General features: G+C 47.9%; 16 protein-coding genes. 13 read left to right on the forward strand and 3 right to left on the reverse strand.

Annotated features, from left to right (window positions below):
- Positions 1–155 precede the first annotated feature (155 nt).
- Positions 156–785 (forward strand): hypothetical protein, encoded by a 630-nt coding sequence (locus QUB25_RS16535; RefSeq protein ID WP_333184295.1) that lies wholly within the window; start codon positions 156–158, stop codon positions 783–785.
- A 98-nt stretch (positions 786–883) separates the two neighbouring features.
- The gene (locus QUB25_RS16540; protein ID WP_333063344.1) at positions 884–1,231 is read left to right on the forward strand and encodes a rhodanese-like domain-containing protein; all 348 of its coding nucleotides are present in this window, start codon (positions 884–886) and stop codon (positions 1,229–1,231) included.
- Positions 1,232–1,322: 91 nt separating this feature from the next.
- Here the strand turns inward: QUB25_RS16540 and QUB25_RS16545 are convergent, their stop codons facing one another.
- Positions 1,323–3,047 carry an AAA-like domain-containing protein gene (locus QUB25_RS16545; RefSeq protein ID WP_333184299.1) on the reverse strand — a complete coding sequence of 575 codons (1,725 nt, stop codon included), beginning with the start codon at positions 3,045–3,047 and terminating at the stop codon, positions 1,323–1,325.
- A 318-nt stretch (positions 3,048–3,365) separates the two neighbouring features.
- On the opposite strand from QUB25_RS16545, the gene metK reads away from it, so the two are divergent.
- From metK to QUB25_RS16570, 5 genes are all read left to right on the forward strand, one after another.
- The gene (gene metK, locus QUB25_RS16550; RefSeq protein ID WP_190663141.1) at positions 3,366–4,628 is read left to right on the forward strand and encodes a methionine adenosyltransferase; all 1,263 of its coding nucleotides are present in this window, start codon (positions 3,366–3,368) and stop codon (positions 4,626–4,628) included.
- A gap of 207 nt (positions 4,629–4,835) precedes the next feature.
- A complete protein-coding gene (locus QUB25_RS16555; RefSeq protein WP_333184304.1) occupies positions 4,836–6,011 on the forward strand; it encodes a family 10 glycosylhydrolase in 1,176 nt (391 codons plus the stop codon).
- 458 nt (positions 6,012–6,469) lie between these two features.
- Positions 6,470–8,386 carry a HEAT repeat domain-containing protein gene (locus tag QUB25_RS16560; protein WP_333184306.1) on the forward strand — a complete coding sequence of 639 codons (1,917 nt, stop codon included), beginning with the start codon at positions 6,470–6,472 and terminating at the stop codon, positions 8,384–8,386.
- An 88-nt stretch (positions 8,387–8,474) separates the two neighbouring features.
- The gene (locus QUB25_RS16565; RefSeq protein WP_333184308.1) at positions 8,475–8,801 is read left to right on the forward strand and encodes a hypothetical protein; all 327 of its coding nucleotides are present in this window, start codon (positions 8,475–8,477) and stop codon (positions 8,799–8,801) included.
- A 143-nt stretch (positions 8,802–8,944) separates the two neighbouring features.
- On the forward strand, positions 8,945–10,906 hold the full coding sequence (locus QUB25_RS16570; RefSeq protein ID WP_333184310.1) for a HAMP domain-containing sensor histidine kinase: 1,962 nt from the start codon (positions 8,945–8,947) through the stop codon (positions 10,904–10,906).
- 313 nt (positions 10,907–11,219) lie between these two features.
- Here QUB25_RS16570 and QUB25_RS16575 read toward each other — a convergent pair whose 3' ends face one another.
- Complete coding sequence (locus tag QUB25_RS16575; RefSeq protein ID WP_006631933.1) at positions 11,220–11,405, reverse strand: ribbon-helix-helix domain-containing protein; 186 nt, start codon at positions 11,403–11,405, stop codon at positions 11,220–11,222.
- A gap of 210 nt (positions 11,406–11,615) precedes the next feature.
- Here QUB25_RS16575 and QUB25_RS16580 point away from each other — a divergent pair, with 210 nt between their 5' ends.
- The 4 genes from QUB25_RS16580 to QUB25_RS16595 all read left to right on the forward strand — a co-directional run bounded on the left by QUB25_RS16580 (position 11,616) and on the right by QUB25_RS16595 (position 13,781).
- Entirely contained in the window at positions 11,616–11,975 is a 360-nt protein-coding gene (locus tag QUB25_RS16580; protein WP_333184313.1) for a hypothetical protein, read from the forward strand.
- Between the two features lie 301 nt (positions 11,976–12,276).
- Positions 12,277–12,819: a DUF2281 domain-containing protein gene (locus QUB25_RS16585; RefSeq protein ID WP_333184314.1), complete on the forward strand. Its 543-nt coding sequence runs from the start codon at positions 12,277–12,279 to the stop codon at positions 12,817–12,819.
- On the forward strand, positions 12,819–13,211 hold the full coding sequence (locus QUB25_RS16590; RefSeq protein WP_333184317.1) for a type II toxin-antitoxin system VapC family toxin: 393 nt from the start codon (positions 12,819–12,821) through the stop codon (positions 13,209–13,211). Before QUB25_RS16585 ends, QUB25_RS16590 begins: the two co-directional genes overlap by 1 nt.
- A 9-nt stretch (positions 13,212–13,220) precedes the next feature.
- Positions 13,221–13,781: a tetratricopeptide repeat protein gene (locus QUB25_RS16595; protein WP_333184319.1), complete on the forward strand. Its 561-nt coding sequence runs from the start codon at positions 13,221–13,223 to the stop codon at positions 13,779–13,781.
- 42 nt (positions 13,782–13,823) lie between these two features.
- Here the strand turns inward: QUB25_RS16595 and QUB25_RS16600 are convergent, their stop codons facing one another.
- Positions 13,824–14,408 carry a hypothetical protein gene (locus QUB25_RS16600; RefSeq protein WP_333184321.1) on the reverse strand — a complete coding sequence of 195 codons (585 nt, stop codon included), beginning with the start codon at positions 14,406–14,408 and terminating at the stop codon, positions 13,824–13,826.
- A gap of 66 nt (positions 14,409–14,474) precedes the next feature.
- Between QUB25_RS16600 and QUB25_RS16605 the strand changes: the two genes are divergently transcribed.
- Together QUB25_RS16605 and QUB25_RS16610 are read left to right on the forward strand one after the other, a co-directional pair.
- On the forward strand, positions 14,475–16,028 hold the full coding sequence (locus QUB25_RS16605) for an NAD(P)/FAD-dependent oxidoreductase (RefSeq protein WP_333184324.1): 1,554 nt from the start codon (positions 14,475–14,477) through the stop codon (positions 16,026–16,028).
- A 319-nt stretch (positions 16,029–16,347) separates the two neighbouring features.
- Positions 16,348–18,114 (forward strand): NFACT RNA binding domain-containing protein, encoded by a 1,767-nt coding sequence (locus tag QUB25_RS16610; protein ID WP_333184327.1) that lies wholly within the window; start codon positions 16,348–16,350, stop codon positions 18,112–18,114.
- The last annotated feature ends 84 nt before the right edge of the window (positions 18,115–18,198 follow it).

Here is an 18,198-nt window from a genome sequence, read left to right on the forward strand (position 1 = left end):
TCTATATTATATGTTGGTAACGGTCAAAATTCCAACAAAGATCGATAAAAAAACGATCGACCGGAGGGCGATCCATAATGTGCGGTAAATTCTGAAGGAAAAGCCGATCGCTCGATCGCCCCAATCAGCCAAAAAAACTCACTACTCGATCTGCCATGCACAACCGCAATTTTTCCCGCACTTCTTCCCCAAAACCAGCACCGACAGGCTCAAGCCCTACCGCGCGCTGGATTTTGGCTCTCGGCACGCAGCTAGCAGCACTTGGTTTGTTAGCCACAGCACTGCCAATCTCACCAGCATCAGCCATCACTATTAGAATCCCTCGCTCTAGGAATCCCTATCGCGTCTGCGCCCTGGAACTAATCGAAGCCGGAGTGGGGGCAGAGGCCGCCGCCGCTGCTTGTGCTGACGCCCTCCGCCCCCGCGACATATCTAGATGCGCCCTCCAAATCAACCGCAAAACCAATATTTCTGGTGTCGAAGCGCTCTCTAGCTGTCGGCGGGTGAGGCGTCCCAAGGAATTGGCTACTTGCGTAGTGAATATTAACGGCAAAAGTCGAACTCAACCTGCTGCTCCCCTGGTAGTGCTTGAGGGGTGTCGCCGCAGTTTATTGCCACAACAGTTTGCTGAATGCGTAGTCGGTTTGAGCGGCAGGCTCGACTTTCCCACCGATCGGTTAATCGCCACTTGTCTTGACCCCAGCGACAGCGTGAGCCAGTTGGACGGGCGCCCTGCACCTACCCCTCCTGTGGAGCTAATTCCACCGCCTTCGCCCATCAATTAATAACGGTTGACTGTTGACTGTTAACGGTTGACTGTTAACGGTTGACTGTTAACGGTTGACTAATGGCTAATGACTGATGACTACTTTTTCCTAATCAAATGTCAGAAATTTTTTCTCAAATTACAGTCGAAGAATTAGCTCGCCAATTAGCAGAAACCAATGCTGAGAAATTGCAGCTTGTAGACGTGCGGGAACCTTACGAAATTGAACTCGCGGCGCTGCCGGGATTTGTAGCTTTTCCGCTGAGCGAGTTTGCCGAATGGTCGGGTGAAATTGACGCTAGACTCGATCGCGACAAAGAAACCCTAGTTCTGTGCCATCACGGAGTGCGATCGGCTCAAATGTGCCATTGGTTAACTGAGCGAGGATTTACCAACGTTAAAAATATTGTTGGCGGCATCGATGCTTACTCAATCGTGGTCGATCGAACCGTCCCCCGCTATTAACATCAAATCCAGTTCTTAACTATGTTTTTTTCAGAGTCCGCGCAGGCGGACTTTGTGTGTGTATAAATCGATTATATTCCCCCGGAATGAGCTAATTCACAGCAGCAAATCGAAAATTTAAAAGCGTACTCATAGTGAGCCGATCGCGCCCCTGCCTTTTCGAGTCATAAAGAGCCTCATCAGCCGCCAGTAGGAGCGTTATTGCATCATTTTCCTCGCTCGGAACAACGCTGGCAATTCCCAAACTAATCGTTACCACAGAATTAGGCAGGCCGTCAAGACTCTTCGGGTTAAAAACAATATTCAAATCTTTCACTTTCGCTCTAATTTGTTCGGCAACAACCACAGCCGCCGACGCATCAGTTTCAGGTAAAATCACAGCAAACTCCTCGCCACCGTAGCGAGCAGCTACATCAGCAGGACGCTGGAGCGATCGGCGAATTGTCTGAGCTACCAATCGCAAACAATCATCTCCTGCTTGATGTCCGTAGGTATCATTATATATTTTGAAATAATCGAGATCGCACAAAATTAAGGATATCGGAAAACCCTCGCGAGCCATGTGTTTCCATTCGGTTCGCAAGCAACTATCAAAATACCGTCTGTTGCCAATTTGAGTAAGTTCGTCCACATTCACCAAAGCTTGCAGCCTTTGATTTTCTTGCTGCAACTCCTCCAAACCAACAGCCGACCACTTGTCTTCGCACAAATTTTGCTCTTGAAAATACAGCCGATATAATTCGCAAGACAAACGACAGCTATTTCCCTCTAATTTGACCAGTCCCATGCTGTCTAACTGATAAGCCATCAAAGGTTCGAGGTGAATGCTATTTTTAGCACCGACAACTTGTTGGAATGCGGAGGCGAGTTCGGGCTGCTGTTGAATGGCGATCGACTGATTTTGCAAGTAGTCGCTATAAATTCCGCTGTGAGTAGGAGCTGCTGTTAACAGTTCTGCCAACTCGGCTCGCCCCATTTCTTCCCCAGGCTCATCCCGATCGACGGACAGGCGGTTTTGTTGCAAAATAGCCAGGTGATACAGCGCTAAATGCACTAAATAAGGATGCCCGCCTACCATGTTCATTAATTGCTGTATCGGATCGCGATCGCTCCAGTTTAGTCCGTATCTGCCCGCCAAATCTTGAACTTGTTCCGCAGTAAATTCTGAGATTTTAATCGGCATTCCTACATTAAATGGAGATTGATTAACATTCAAATCAATATAAATTGCTGTTGAATGAATAACCACGGTGCGGAGTTTTTGCCAAGTTGGGCTACCGCGAGCTTGTTCGTACCAAAAACGGATCACTGACAGAAAATCTTGAGCAATATTGGTGCGTTCAAATACTCGATTTATTTCGTTAATCGCCAAGACAACAGGACGGTCAATTTGTGCGAGCAAATAGTTTTCAAAGTAAATAGTGCAGCTTACCTTGCTGCCCATATCTTCATCCCAGAATTTATCAATATTTGGTTCGAGTTTGAGTTGCCGAGCGACATTGACACAAAGCCAGCGCAAAAATTTATCTAAACTAGCAAAAACCGCTGCGTCGGCTTGCTGAAAGTCTACATTTACTGTGCGGTATCCACGATCGACTGCCCCGTCAATTATCCGCAGCATCAGCGAACTTTTGCCCATTTTTTTGGGAGCTTTAATGCGAACAAGGCCTCCGGGTTTGCTAATTTCTGCACAGGCCAGGGCTTCGGCCCCTGAGCGCTCAATATAAAATGGAGAGTCAAGCGGTATCGGGCCGCCGGGAAAATCTAGGTCGGCAACTGTTTGGATCAAGTTTGGTGATTTTTGGAGTCCTGCCATAGTCCTTGCACAAGGCGATACCCTGACTGTATCTTACTGTGCGTCAACCTTTGTCAGGTTATCAGCTAGACGAGCGGTGTCCAAGATCGATCGACAATCCTAAAAAATCTAAGTTTTTAGGGACTTCCCGGAACTGACTTTGCTATAGTAGTGTCACTTTACCCAGTCTCAAACCCTGCTTCAACACGGCTCTGCAGATCGACAAAAATTCGACGGTAGCCCAGACGCGATGCGATCGTTCTTGGCTTTTACCGGAAAAATAACTCGTCGGTCGTCGAGGTCGTGCAGGAAGAGCCCCTATCTAAGGAGAAATAATCATTGTCACGCCGCTACCTGTTTACCTCTGAATCGGTCACTGAAGGCCATCCCGATAAAATCTGCGATCAAATTTCAGATACGATTTTAGATGCCTTACTGACTGAAGACCCTAAAAGCCGCGTCGCAGCCGAAGTTGTCGTCAACACCGGCTTAATGCTGCTGACGGGCGAAATTACCACTAAAGCTCAGGTAAATTACATAGAATTAGCCCGGAAAAAAATAGCCGATATTGGCTACATCCACGCTGACAACGGCTTTTCGGCCAATAGTTGCTCAGTGTTGGTGGCTCTTGATTCTCAGTCTCCCGATATTGCTCAAGGGGTAAACACAGCCCACGAAAGCCGGGAACAATCGAGTGAAGAGGAATTGGACGCCATCGGCGCTGGCGACCAAGGTTTGATGTTCGGTTTTGCTTGCAACGAAACGCCGGAAATGATGCCTCTGCCGATCAGTTTAGCCCACCGGATTTGCCGTCAACTGGCAGCAGTCCGCAAAACCGGTCAGTTATCTTACCTGCGTCCCGACGGCAAAAGCCAAGTTACAGTCATCTATGAGGACGGCAAACCTGTTGGCATAGATACGATTTTAATTTCTACGCAGCACACCGAAACGATCGGCGACATCACAGACACAGCGGCAGTTCAAGCCAAGATTAAAGAAGACCTGTGGACTGCGATCGTCCAACCTGTGTTTGCCGATATTAGCGTGAAGCCGGATGCAGAAACTCGCTTCCTTGTCAACCCCACCGGCAAATTTGTGGTCGGCGGGCCTCAAGGAGATTCGGGTTTGACGGGCCGCAAAATTATTGTGGATACCTACGGCGGCTATTCCCGTCACGGCGGCGGCGCTTTTTCTGGGAAAGACCCCACCAAGGTAGACCGCAGCGCGGCTTATGCTTGTCGCTACGTTGCTAAAAATATTGTAGCGGCTGGTTTGGCCGAAAAGTGCGAAGTTCAGTTGAGTTATGCGATCGGCGTTGCGCGGCCGGTTAGCATGATGATCGAAACTTTTGGCACTGGAAAAGTTGATGACGATCGCCTTTTAGAAGTTGTGAAGCAGCATTTTGAACTGCGTCCTGCGGGCATCATTCAGGCATTTAACTTGCAGAATTTGCCTGCTGAAAGAGGTGGCCGTTTCTATCAAGATGTGGCGGCTTACGGTCACTTCGGACGCACTGATTTAGATTTGCCTTGGGAGGAAACTGATAAGGCGGAACTTTTGAAAGAAGCTTTGAGCCAGAAGTTGTCTGGAGTAGCTGGATAGTACAATTTTGGGGTGCGCGCAGCGCACCTTATCCATAAATAATATCGGGTGCTACCAATGAATGTAGGGTGCGTACTCCGCACCTTATTCATAAATAATATAGGCGGTTCTTCGGCGCATCTTATCCATAAATAATACCGGGTTCTACCAATCAATAATAACGTAGCGGGTTCAGTACCCACCTTCAAAGAAAAAAAGAATAAATAAATGCGATTTTTCACACCTTTCCAATCAGCAATTCGCAGTTTTGCCTCTTCCCTCCAACAGCGGTTGGGGACGACTGGATTTTCTGCACCAAATCCCGCAACGCTGCCAAGTTCGTTTGCGACTAAAAATCCTGGTGGAATTCGCGGCGTTTGGATAACCACCACGGACTCCAAAGTTCTCACATCAAAAGAGCGAATTGCTGAAGCAATGGACTTTCTCGCCGATACGGGATTTAATACCATTTTTCCTATAATTTGGAGCCAGGGTTATACGGCTTATCCTTCTAAAATTATGCGAGAAAAATTTGGGGTGGAAATTGACTCGCGCTATCAAGGTCGTGACCCCTTAGCAGAAATCTGTGTTGAGGCAAAGAGAGTTGGTTTAAAAGTAATTCCTTGTTTTGAATACGGATTTGTGAGTTCTTACAATCGCAAGGGCGGTCATTTGCTGGCGAAAAAACCTGAGTGGACCGCCCGTGATGCCAGCGGCAATTTACTTAAAAAAAATAACTTTGACTGGATGAATTCTCTTGACCGGGAAGTGCAAGACTTTGTGATGGGGTTGATGCTGGAAGTTGCTAAGAATTATCCGGTCAACGGGGTACAAGGAGACGATCGCATTGCGTTTCCGGTAGAAGGCGGTTACGACGAAAAAACGGTTAAACGCTATCGAGAAGAATGCGGTAGAGCAGCGCCGTCGGATTGTAAAGAACAACATTGGCTGCAGTGGCGTGCTAATATTATTACTGAGTTTGTAGCTCGTTTACACCGAGAAGTGAAAGCTATTAATCCTGATTTGTTGCTATCGATGTCGCCGAGTCCTTATGACTGGGGACTGGTAGAATATTTGCAAGATTCTAAAGCTTGGGTTGACAAAAACTTGGTCGATCTGTTTCACCCGCAGTTTTATCGCCGCGATTTTAATGCTTACAAACAATTGGTCGATAAAATGATGTCGGTACAGCTTAGCGGGCAGCAAGTAAAGTGCGTGTCGCCCGGTATTTTGTTGACGAATCGAGGCAGCAAATACAGCATAACTCCCGAACTGTTGTTGCAAGTAATTGCTTACAACCGCTCTCGCGGGATTCAAGGAGAAGTGATGTTTTTTTACGAAGGTTTGCGAGATAACGATAACGCTTTGGCTAAGGTTTTGAAAAAAGGGCCCTATGCTCGTTGAGAGATTGTCCCGCAATCAAGCAGTTTCCGGTTGGCTGCGGTCAACCGCCCGATCGCTATTTCAAGCCAAGTTGGTATAAAATAAGATGTTGCACCATTTTCAATAAGCTTTGATGAACAGGCAAGATGCCGGTTCCACAAAGGGTGAGTTTTCTTGTGGAACAGCTATCTTGCCTGTTGCTGACAATGGTGCAAGATGTGAGGATAAAATGAGATAGCAGAGTTAGGCTATCTCAAAACCCAGCAATGCCAAGCAGCAAGCGCTACTAATTGTCAAGGTGATTGCCCAAACAAACCCAATAATTAATAATTGGGGAGTTGCAAAAATAGTGGAATAAGACATATTTTAGAAGTGGGTGCAAGCTTTTTTTTAGAAGTAGCGTTTTGTAGACACCATATTTTTTAAAGACAGTTTAAAAGAGCAATCTCAACCGCTCGCCAAAATATTAGGATAAATCAGTGAACTCAGCCGCAAACCTCATCCAAGAGCTACCCGAGCTCAGCGATGCTCAATTCAATCAAAAATATTTGAAACAAAAACAAGGGATGCGAACCTTGGCGACTATATTGCCACAAGTAGAACAGCAAAGTCTGGCTTTGCGGGCAGTAAAATTAGCTCTAAAAGTAAATTTAAAACTCGGCTCGAAGCTAGCAGGAACGGTAAAGCCAGAATTTCAAACAGCCACAATAAAATTAATCGACAAAATCCCCACTTCGCCGCTGCTCAAAATTCAACTGCTGGCCCTAACAAGTTCCGATCGGGCAATTCCGATGCTGGTGGCCGCATTGAACCACAAAGAAAGTGCAGTGCGCCTTGATGCGATTCGAGCGATCGGGAAAATCGCCTCCGAAGCAGCAGTAATTGAATTAGCCCGATCGCTCGAATCCAAAGATTCCCAAATCCAAGCTTGGGCGGCTTGGGCTTTAGGAGAAATTGACTCGAAACCAGCAGCCGCAGCACTGCTCAAAGCCATTAAGCACCCAGAGTCCAAAGTGCGCGCCTGGGCTGTTTGGGCCTTGGGCAAAATTAACCCGAAAACAGCCGTCCCCGCGCTGCTCAACGCCCTCAAACACCAAGACTCCGAGGTGCGCTGGCGGGCGGCGGTCAACTGCGGGAAAATCGGCGTCTCTGAGGTAGTTCCCGGGCTGCTGAATGCCCTCAGAGACGAAAATCACATCGTCCGCGCTAGGGCGGCGGCGGCTTTGGGGAAAATCGGGGATTGTGAAGCAGTACCCGGCTTAGTAGAATTGCTTCACGATGATCCCGACTCCTATGCAGTTTCTTTGAGGGCCGCCGAGGCCTTGGGACAAATCGGCACGGAAACGGCTGTGGCGGGACTGGTGCAAGCCCTCAACCATGACGACTCAGACGTGCGCGGCAGTGCAGTTTCTGCCTTGGGAGAAATCAGCAGCGAGGTGGCTATGGTGGCCGTAATCGGGTCGCTCTCGGATCGAGACATTTTCGTGCGCGGCAGGGCGGCGGTTGCCCTTGGGAACATCAATACAGAGGGAGATGCTAAATTGCCAAAAATGGTTGTCGCGGGGCTGGCGAGCGCAATTGGTGACAGCGAATCTTATGTGCGGTGGAGAGTTGCTGCTGCTTTGGGGGAAATTGGGACAGAGGAAGCTGTGGCAGGTTTGGTGCGGCTGCTGGGAGACGAAACTTCTGGAGTGCGCCAAAAGGCTGTTAAATCCCTCGGTCAAATTGGCTCAACGGCTGCTATTTTGGCTCTGGAAACAGCTTTAAATCCCGAATTTGCTGACGTTCGTGCGCTGGCTGCCCAATACTTGGCGGATGTCAGCACTCAGGCAGAAACAGTTGATTTTGATCCCTCAGTCTCGGCAGATTTCTCGAATGAAAAACTGGCGGAAATCCTGATAGCTTCGCAAGTAGAAGCCAGCCAATACATTGTTGAGCGCCCTGCGCGACGCGAGATTAAATACCTGATCTCGATCGGCAGTCCGGGTGTGCCCGAACCCAAAACTTTCGATCAAATCGCAAACCGAATGTGCCTGGAGTTTAACGACCTCGACACCCCCGTTGACGACCCCGATCAAATCTTGCCTACCCTTGAGGATGTACGGAAAATTATTGACTTCGCTCTCAAAATGCCGTCGCAGGGAGGCAGTTTGCTCATCTGCTGCCAAAGTGGGATCAGCCGTTCAACGGCCACAGCTTTGACTGTTTGTGCTGCGCTGTTGGGTCGCGGCAAAGAACGGGAAGCTTGGGCCGTTGTGCTCGCCGCCAGACCCCAAGCCAAGCCGAATCGCTGGATGGTACACTTGGCCGATGAAGCTTTGGGTAGAGACGGTAAGCTAGCACTGGCGATCGAATCGACCACGGCAACTCCAGAACTCGCAATCGCCAACAGTTGACTCCCAGAAACCGGGTTTCTTTTCGCAAGCCCTACAGTTATACTCAACTAACGACACTTCACCTCAGACTTGTCTGTGCGGGGCAACGATGCCAAAAGTCGATCGCCAGGGTGCAAAAGTTCGATCGGCTGCTGCATTTGTGACATTCTGTGCTAAGAAGTTGTCGGATGCTCAACAAAAACCGTCCAGCAATGGTCGCATTGCTGGCAGCCAAAGTCCAAAGCGAAGGAATCGGGTGCATTCTCAACAGACAATATCAGCTTTGGGCTACTCACAGGCAAAACAGGTCAGAGAGAATTTTCTGCCTGCAGAATTCCATGCTTGGATAAAATTTTCTTTATTTTGCCTGCTACAGACTTTTACAGGCCGAAAAAGTAATTTGACAACAGCCATCAACAGCCTAATTATCTATTAGACATCCACCGAATTTAAGTTTCTCCTCTGAATCGACAAGAGTTTCAGATGCTTTTTCGCAGATGTCTACTGGAAAATAGACAAGATTTCCCGTTTGGAAAACTTAACAGGGTGGTAGATTTCAACAGAATACAGGGGTTGCATATGTCAAAAATTAACTTGCTAAAAAAAACAGGGAACGAAGCAAGTTTATCGGTTGCCGTTTCGGAATACCAGGGCGAGTTCAATCCAGAAGAACCATTTAACCCGCAGAAAGAACCTGTGGCAACGCGAAAGGTAAACCCAAAAAATAGCAAAGTAGGTAAACTGATGCCGCTCTTTATTTCTGAACAAGTCGCTTCTATAGAAACCCCACATAAGAAAATCCCCAGCCAGGATTTTGTAGAAATATCATGCTTAAAACTCCGCAAAATGTTGCCATCTAAAATTGGCGGTTGGTCCATCCATAAAAAAATTGGCGGCGGGTATTTCCTGGCAATAGGAATCGGATTCATTGGCTCCCTGAGCGGGCTGGTGATTGCCGATTACTACCAAGGACAAGGGTTAGAACAATTCAATGACGCTCACCTACAAGCGCAATTGCTTGGCAATTTTAAAGATGCAGCGCTGGCGGCACAATTGCAGGGAGCGCAGCTAGATTCTTTTGTAGATAATCCTGCCAAGCTGGGATTGAAAGAAGAGCAGTTTGTCAAGAGTATTGTTCAGGCAAAAGAGCTGCGGTTACGCATAGAGAAGTTTGCCGACAGCCAACCTGCTTGGCTGGCAGTAAAGCCGGAAGTTCTCAAAAGTTTACTGCAAGATTGCACCGAAGATTTAGAATCCTACGCCGATACTCTCAAGCCAACTTTGCAGGAAATCCAGCAATCGCAACTGTCACCTGGGGAGATAGAGTCGGCAAGAAAAATTTTGGCGACAGTAAGCGGAGAAGGTGTAAAACAGCTTAACAGCAGCCTTGAGGAATTGAGCAAAATCCTCGATATTGCCCAGCAGCAAGAGGGGCAAGGCGGTGAAGTGATGGAGGAGGCTCAAGGAATGGAAAAAGCCATAATTATTATTAGTATGCTGCTGTCGGTAGTGGTGGCTGGAATTGTTGCTGACCGTACCAGTCGGGCGATCGCCAAACCAGTGGTGAGCGTCACTCAGATTGCCGAACAAGTGGCCGCCGAGTCGAATTTTGATTTGCGAGCCCCCGTCACTGGACAAGACGAGATAGGCTCGTTAGCTGTGTCTCTCAATCACCTGATCGAGCGAGTTTCCGAACATACAAAAGAATTGAAACAAGCTAAGGAAGCCGCCGTCACCGCTAACACTGCTAAAAGCCAGTTTTTAGCAAATATGAGCCACGAGTTGCGGACTCCTTTAAATGCGATTATCGGCTACAGTCAACTACTTTCAGAAGATGCCCAAGATGCGGGATTTGATGAGTTTGTACCTGACTTGGACAAGATTCAGACGGCGGGCACGCACCTGCTATCTTTGATTAATGATATCCTCGATTTCTCAAAAATTGAAGCGGGGGGTATGAAACTCGAAATCCAGGAGTTTGACATCGAATCTCTGGTTGACAATGTTGCGTGTGCCGCGAAACCGTTGGTAGAAAAAAATGGCAATGTTTTGGAGATTGAGTGCGATCGAACTGCAGGTATCATGCACGCAGATTTCAAGAAAGTGCGGCAGGTTTTGATGCACTTGCTGAGTAATGCTGCTAAGTTCACCAAAAACGGCAGGGTGAAACTGAGTGTCAGGCGCATTGAAGGAAGCGGAAAATTGAATACAGCAGATCGATCGGCGATTGACGATTCTATGCCTGCCGATGAAACTCCTCCTGCGGCGATCGCTTGTCCCCTGCTGAATGTTGAAGAGTCGGATTGGATTTGCTTATCGGTTAAGGATACCGGAATTGGAATGTCGGAAGAACAACAGCACAAATTGTTTGAAGCTTTTGTGCAAGCTGACTGTTCAACAACGCGACCTTACGACGGCGCGGGATTGGGGCTGACACTCAGCCGCCACTACTGTCAGATGATGGGTGGGGAGATTTTGGTAGAAAGCGAAGAGGGGAAAGGGTCTATTTTCACTGTCCGTATACCGGCGGGAAACGGGTGATCTGATGTTTGGGCGAGAGATGTAGGGGGTAAGCAGAGGAGCGAAAATTTATGTTTCAAACCTCTGGCTGTATGTCCAAATGCTTTCATCTTATCAGTGGGGGCGATCGCACTCTATTAATTCTAATTGGTTATTTTACCAATTCAAACAGCACAAACCACGGGTTCCTGAACTCCAAGCTAAATCGATTCTAATAAATTTCATTTAGTATTATTGAACCGCGAAGACGCGAAGGAAGAATCAGGAATAATCAGGAAGAAGTAGATAATCTTCTACGGGGAAAAGAGTAAAAGATCGATCGCACAAACTGCCCTCAAGTTTTATCTTGTTTCTCATCGGATGGTGGGGACTGTTTTTGCATTTGTTTTTGACGTTCCCTCACAGCTTGTTCCAAAATGAATGCTGACAAGCCGCTGATTGAACGGCGTTCCTCATTTGCCCACTCTTGAAGTAGGTCATAGATTCCTTCTCCTATCGATGTTGATATGCGTTTAGACATTAGAGGTTAATTGTTTCTTATTTAAGCCGATCGTCATTGTCCAGTATTTTAGACAATCTTGTCGATAATGCAGCAGTATGTTGCATTATGCTGCATTGTGCGCTATATTCTTAGAGAGTCAAAAGCCAGCGCTGAACTTTTGCAGGGCCCGCGCTGGCTGATGGTTCCCCAAATACAAGGAGACAATCCACATAAAAGGAGACTATTACTATGGTAAAGCCTGTGAGTGACGGCAGCGAATATAACCGCGGCTATCAACAAGCTTTGAATGATTTTGGCATCACGCAACTGCTGTCGGGTATTCGCAGCTACTCTGATGAGGACTTTGATGCCGATCGCGCGCGCATGACAGGGCCAGAGATCGAAAGCTATGCGGTGTTTCTGATTCTGCGCGTCGGGGCGAATCTGAAAGGAAGTACGATCGCCCGCTACGTCAACACTCTCAGAAAAGCAAATTCTCCGACGATCGCCGATCGCCCCGCGATCGAACTCAACCCAAATTCGATCTCGAAAACACCTGAAAAGTCAAAGCAGGGTGATCGTAATTCTTGGGCGATCGTCCGCATTTGACCGAATGCTGAGCACTATACAATTGCGCGTTGTGTCAACCGCCAAGATGCGGACGATCGGCGGAGGGCATTGTGTCGGTTTATTCCAGGGGGTGTGTTTGAAGTTGTGTGCGATCGGACCTAATCAATAAACACAAAGGACGGGGACAATTGTAGCGACTCCGTATTAAGTCCGCCGGGGGTTTTAACCATCGCCGGACTGTTGTGTGAAATATCAATTGCAATGGACTTTTGCTAAAAGGTCGATCGCTTCAATACCGCTTGTACTACAATTAAAATCTATACTCTCTTTACTAAAATCGATGGAAACCATCAATCTTAAAGAAGAAGTCCGCAGCTTAATTGATCGACTGCCTGAAAACTTTACCTGGTCTGACCTGATATCTGCAATTTATCTCAGGCAAGCGATGAAATCCGAACCTATCCAAGTTAAAGGCATAAAACAAGGTAAAAACATCCAACTGTCAGATTATCTCAGGCAAGTGTTGAAATCCGAACCTATCCAAGTTAAAGGCATAAAACAAGGTAAAAACATCCAACTGTCAGCAAATTTTAACATTCCTGATGGCTGCGAAGTTCTGATTGAAGTGCGGGAAGTTTCGCCTGTCAACCATGAGGAGAAACTGAAAAGGATGAAAGAGTTTCTGGCAGCTTTGTCAGATGAAGACAGAGAGGAATGGCAAAAAATTGGAGAATTCTTAGACAGCGATCGCACAACCAATAGAAAATCATCGGTGATGCCTCCTAAAAAGCGCCGTGCACCACTGTTTGGCAGCGATCGCGATTTAATTTCAATATCTGACGGTTTTGACGAGCCATTAGAAGATTTCAAGGATTATATGTAATGAGACTTCTGTTAGATACTCATACTTTAATTTGGTTTTTTGCGGGCGATTCTCAACTCAGTAATACTGCACGAATTCTAATGGAGGATGAAGATAATAATAAACTGATCAGTATAGCAAGTATCTGGGAGATGGCAATTAAGGAAAGTAAAGGGCATTTAAATTTGAGCTTGCCTCTTCATGAGTATATCGAGCAAAAACTCAGTTGGGAAGACTTTAATCTCCTGAATATCAATTTAGATCATCTGAGTCAGATCGTGACCATGCCTTTTTATCATAAAGATCCGTTCGATAGGTTGCTCATCGCACAAGCAATAATGGAAGGGATACCCATATTAAGTAAAGATTCTGCGTTTGATGCCTATTCTAAGAATATTAATTTAATATGGTGAATTATAAAAATGATTAAACGAATTATTAGCAGTGTTTTGGTTTTGGGTGTGTGTCTGACTCCTCTGACTGTGCCGGTGATGGTGCAACCGAGTTGGGCGCAAAGTCAAAATTCACAGGTTGAAAAATTAAAGCAACTCCTACAGCAAGCAAGCAAACAGGAAAGGCAAGGACAACATCGACAGGCCATAGAAACATGGCAGCAGATTCTAGCCATTGCACGACAATTTAAAGAGAGAAGAGGTGAAGCTAGAGCACTCAATAATATTGGTTTTAACTACGATCGCATCTCCCAACCGCAAGAAGCTTTAAAATACTTTAACCAAGCTTTACCAATTATCCGGGAAGTGGGCGATCGCCCGGGGGAAGCTGCTACTTTGACTAATATTGGTGCAGTGTACTACAGAATCTCCCAACCGCAAGAAGCTTTGAAATACTATAACCAAGCTTTACCAGTTATGCGGCAAGTGGGCGATCGCGCCCGGGAAGCTGCTACTTTGCGTTATATTGATGAAGTAAACAACAGAAGTCAACCGCCAAGCAGAACAAATATCCCGCCAATCCCCCAATAAACCAGGTTATTTCCCTGCTGTATTCCCGGCAATTAAGAACCGCTAAACTCTCCCCCACAAAGCCAATCCGCCGCCTCTTCCCCTAGCGGCAATTATCCCATCTTCTACCATAAAATATGCAAAAAATGCCTGCTTCCCCACACTCAAACTAAAAAATTCCGCCTCCCGCGCTTCTCCACCGCGAATAAATCCTTGATACACAGTTTTACCCAAGACTTTCACCGTAATTCTGGTAAAATCAAAAGCTAAAATATTGTTAGGCAAAAACTTAGTCGGCCCGGAAAGAGTTAGTACGATCGCCCCAACTTGCACCGAATTCTCCACCCTGCCGATTTCGCGATTCTCTTCCCCTTCAGCAACAGGTGCCGCCGAATAAGCAATTTGAATTTTCGCAATCCACTCAGGGATGTAACGTCCCGCACCCAAGACAATTCCCGCTTTTTGTCGAGTCTTTTTCGTGCCGGTGATAAAGCAGAGTTGCCAATTGCCGATTAATTGCTCGAAAGAATAGCGAATTTTAGTTTTTTTCGCGCTTTTCTCAGCTTCTAGGAGGGCGGCAACTACGGCGTTGGAAGATGGTTTAGAATTAGATTTAGCGGCTTGTTCGAGAATAGATATATTTTCCATTTAATATACAAACCAGTTTTATTGTTGGTAACAGAGATAATATTAGCTGATGTAGCGGAGAAAAACATGGTTGCGCTCGCCCCCATAGACACAGAAATCATCGTCATCGGCAGCGGAATAGGCGGCTTGACTTGCGCTGCAATGCTCGCCCGCTATGGCTTTGAGGTTGTGGTTTGCGAAAGTCACTCGATCGCGGGCGGGGCCGCACACGGTTTTGAACGCGACGGATTTAGCTTCGACTCCGGGCCCTCCCTGTACTCAGGATTATCCTACAGCCCGTCTGCGAATCCGCTGCGGCAAGTTTTGGATGCGATCGGCGAAAAACTCCCCTGCATCACCTACGATACCTGGGGTTGCTGTTTGCCAGAAGGCGATTTCGACACATCCGTCGGTGCGAGTCAATTTGCCGAAGTGCTCGCACAACTGCGCGGCGCCGCAGCAGTCGCCGAATGGCGCCAACTCCAGCGCATCATGGAACCCTACGCCAAAGCTGCCACAGCCTTACCCTCCCTGGCTTTGCGCTTCGATTTGGGCAGTGTTTTTACCCTCGGTCAATTTGCGCCGGCTTTCCTGCCAACTGCTGGCGACGCGATCGCACTTGCAGGCCCTTTCAGCAAAATAATGGACAAAAATGTCAAAGATCCCTTTGTCCGAAATTGGCTGAATTTGTTGTGCTTCCTGCTGTCTGGACTTCCCGCCGACGGAACGATCGCAGCCGAAGTCGCTTTCATGTTCGCCGACTGGTATCGCCCCAATGCAGTTTTGGACTATCCGATCGGCGGTAGTGCAGCTTTGGTAAATGCCCTGGTAAGCGGTTTAGAGCGCCACGGAGGGCAGTTGCTGCTAAATTCCCACGTTGCAGAAGTTTTAGTCGAAAACAACCGGGCTGCGGGCGTGCGGCTGCGATCGGGCAAAATAATTCGATCGCACAAAGCCGTCGTCTCCAACGCTTCCGTTTGGGATACGCTGAAGCTGTTGCCTGAAACCTCTGTCCCGCAAAGGTTTCGGCAACAGCGGCAGGCGACGCCCGAGTGCGACAGCTTCATGCACCTGCATCTGGGAATTGATGCTGCCGGAGTGCGATCGGACTTGGCTTGTCACTACATCTTCGTCAAAGACTGGGAAATGGGCGTTTCGGCCCCTCAGAACGTCGTTCTCGTCTCGATTCCCTCCCTGCTCGACCCCGACCTCGCGGCTCCGGGAAAGCACGTCATTCACGCATATACCCCCGGAAACGAGCCTTACGATTTGTGGCAAAAGCTCGATCGCACCAGCGAAGAATACAAGCTGCAAAAACAAGCGCGCGCCGAGGTAATGTGGGAAGCCTTAGAGAGAATTGTGCCCGATATTCGATCGCGCTGCGAAGTAACCTTAGTTGGGACACCCCTCACCCACGAACGGTTTTTGCGCCGCCATCGCGGTTCCTACGGGCCCGGAATTCGGGCTGGTAGCGGCTTGTTTCCCGGGCCGAGAACGCCTTTAGCGGGCTTGTTTTGCTGCGGAGATTCGACGTTTCCGGGAATTGGTTTGCCCGCTGTTGCTGCTAGCGGGGCGATCGCAGCCAATACGATCGCACCTTTGTACAAACATTTGCAATTGATTGGAGAAGTTATTAGTTAGTTGTTATTAAAGCCTTTCTTAGTAACATGAGGTGCTCTCGGATATAGGGCATAGGGCATAGGGCATAGGGAATACCTCACTTTATTGAGAACTGCTATAGACATTTCTCCTAATTCTTGTGGAACAGTCACCGTGGCTGTTCAAAACCTGCTTTTTAGGAGATGCCTATTAGTTATTTGTTATTTGTTAACGAAATTATTGAAGAGCTTTCCTAGGGAAAGACGGACAGCAAGAGTAAACAATAATTTTATATAATTAGTAAAATGTGACCGATATCTGTCAGCATAGAAATAGATAGTTCGATCGCCCTGAGAATACCGTGCAACCCGTAGACTTTACAACTTTAACCGCCACTTGCAGCGAACTGCGAGCCCAATGGCTGCCAGCGCGCTTAGAACAAGTCTACCAGCGCGATCGCTTCACCGTGTCCCTGGCGCTGCGTACCATGAAAGGGCGCGGCTGGATAGACCTTTCCTGGCATCCTGTGGCCGCCCGCATCTGCGTCGGCGACCCCCCGCCCCGCATTCCCGACACCTTCACCTTCAGCGAACAACTGCGGCATCAACTCAGCGGTTTAGCCTTAGTTTCCATCGCCCCTGTTTCCTCCTGGGAAAGAGTCATCGACTTGCAATTCGCCAAACGCCCCGGAGAACCCGCCCTGTGGCACCTCTTTGCCGAAATCATGGGCAAATACAGCAACGTCATCCTCACCGCCCAAGACAACCTCGTTGTCACCTGCGCCCACCAAGTCAGCGCCAAACAGTCCACCGTCCGTCCCATCCAAACCGGGCAACCCTACGAAATGCCCCCGTCCTTGACCGATGCAGTGCCAAGTCTGAGCGAATCTCAAAACCGCTGGCAATCACGAATTAGCCTGGTTCCCGGCCCATTAAACCGCAATCTGTTGAAGAATTACCGAGGGTTGAGTAAGGCGTTAATTGGGTCAATGATTCGATCGGCTTCTTTAGACCCCGAACAATCCACCGACAGCCTGAATCCCGACGACTGGCAGCAACTATTCCAGCGCTGGCTATACTGGCTGCAATGCCTAGAAAACTCGAAATTTCACCCGAGTTTTACCCCCGAAGGCTACACCGTAATCGATTGGCCCGCACCAGATGCAAAAGAGGCAGAAACTGCAAACGAATCTAACTCCTCTGTTCCTTCTTCCTTCTCTTCCGTTCAAGAATTACTTAACAGCTACTACACAGGCGAAATCAATCAAGAAGTATTCGCCCAACTGCGGCATCAGCTTACCCAAAAACTCAACAGCGTCCTGGCAAAACTGCGCCTCAAAGCCAACACATTTAAAGAACGCTTGCAGCAATCTGCAGACGCAGACACCCACAAATCCCAAGCCGACTTGCTGATGGCAAATTTGCAGCATTGGGAACCGGGAATGAAATCAATTTCTCTCCCCGACTTTGAAACCGAGAAACCAGTTATCATTTCCCTAAACCCGGAAAAAAACGCCGTTCAAAACGCTCAAGCCCTCTACAAAAAACACCAAAAACTTAAAAGAGCCCGCATTGCCGTAGAACCTTTGTTAGCCGCCGTACAGGAAGAAATCGACTATTTAGAACAAGTTGAAGTAGCGCTTTCGGTGTTGGAAACCTACCGCAACACCCAAGATTTGCAAACCCTCGCCGAAATCCGCGAAGAACTGATCCAGCAAAAATATCTAGACGTACCAGATTACCGCAGTACCGACAAAAATGCTGCGATCGAATTTCACCGCTACCAAACCCCCAGCGGCTTTGAATTATTAATCGGGCGCAACAACCGCCAAAACGACCAACTCACTTTTCGCACCGCCAACGACTACGACTTGTGGTTCCACACCCTAGAAATTCCCGGAAGTCACGCTTTGCTGCGTCTCAAACCCGGTACTGTGGCTGAAGAAACCGATTTGCAATTTGCCGCCGACATGACTGCTTACTACAGTCGCGCCCGCCACAGCGAACAAGTCCCGGTGGTTTATACAGAACCGAAATATGTATACAAGCCCAAAGGCGCAAAACCGGGTATGGTTGTATACAAGCAGGAGCGAATTGTCTGGGGCAGACCGCAGCAAGCGCCAGCTTAATTTATACAAAGTGAGTAAAGTGGTCAATCGGCAATCTCAACCGGGTTTATACGCAAAATAACGGGTTTGCAACCGATAAACCTA

Source organism: Microcoleus sp. B3-D7, assembly GCF_036705305.1.
Classification (GTDB): Bacteria; Cyanobacteriota; Cyanobacteriia; order Cyanobacteriales; family Microcoleaceae; genus Microcoleus.

What these genes read in the sequence shown, in the direction of transcription:
- QUB25_RS16535 (WP_333184295.1), top strand. Translation starts at nt 156, where the DNA reads ATGCACAACCGCAATTTTTCCCGCACTTCTTCCCCAAAACCAGCACCG.
- QUB25_RS16540 (WP_333063344.1), top strand. Translation starts at nt 884, where the DNA reads ATGTCAGAAATTTTTTCTCAAATTACAGTCGAAGAATTAGCTCGCCAA.
- QUB25_RS16545 (WP_333184299.1), bottom strand. Translation starts at nt 3,047, where the DNA reads ATGGCAGGACTCCAAAAATCACCAAACTTGATCCAAACAGTTGCCGAC.
- QUB25_RS16555 (WP_333184304.1), top strand. Translation starts at nt 4,836, where the DNA reads ATGCGATTTTTCACACCTTTCCAATCAGCAATTCGCAGTTTTGCCTCT.
- QUB25_RS16565 (WP_333184308.1), top strand. Translation starts at nt 8,475, where the DNA reads ATGCCAAAAGTCGATCGCCAGGGTGCAAAAGTTCGATCGGCTGCTGCA.
- QUB25_RS16570 (WP_333184310.1), top strand. Translation starts at nt 8,945, where the DNA reads ATGTCAAAAATTAACTTGCTAAAAAAAACAGGGAACGAAGCAAGTTTA.
- QUB25_RS16575 (WP_006631933.1), bottom strand. Translation starts at nt 11,405, where the DNA reads ATGTCTAAACGCATATCAACATCGATAGGAGAAGGAATCTATGACCTA.
- QUB25_RS16580 (WP_333184313.1), top strand. Translation starts at nt 11,616, where the DNA reads ATGGTAAAGCCTGTGAGTGACGGCAGCGAATATAACCGCGGCTATCAA.
- QUB25_RS16585 (WP_333184314.1), top strand. Translation starts at nt 12,277, where the DNA reads ATGGAAACCATCAATCTTAAAGAAGAAGTCCGCAGCTTAATTGATCGA.
- QUB25_RS16590 (WP_333184317.1), top strand. Translation starts at nt 12,819, where the DNA reads ATGAGACTTCTGTTAGATACTCATACTTTAATTTGGTTTTTTGCGGGC.
- QUB25_RS16595 (WP_333184319.1), top strand. Translation starts at nt 13,221, where the DNA reads ATGATTAAACGAATTATTAGCAGTGTTTTGGTTTTGGGTGTGTGTCTG.
- QUB25_RS16600 (WP_333184321.1), bottom strand. Translation starts at nt 14,408, where the DNA reads ATGGAAAATATATCTATTCTCGAACAAGCCGCTAAATCTAATTCTAAA.
- QUB25_RS16605 (WP_333184324.1), top strand. Translation starts at nt 14,475, where the DNA reads ATGGTTGCGCTCGCCCCCATAGACACAGAAATCATCGTCATCGGCAGC.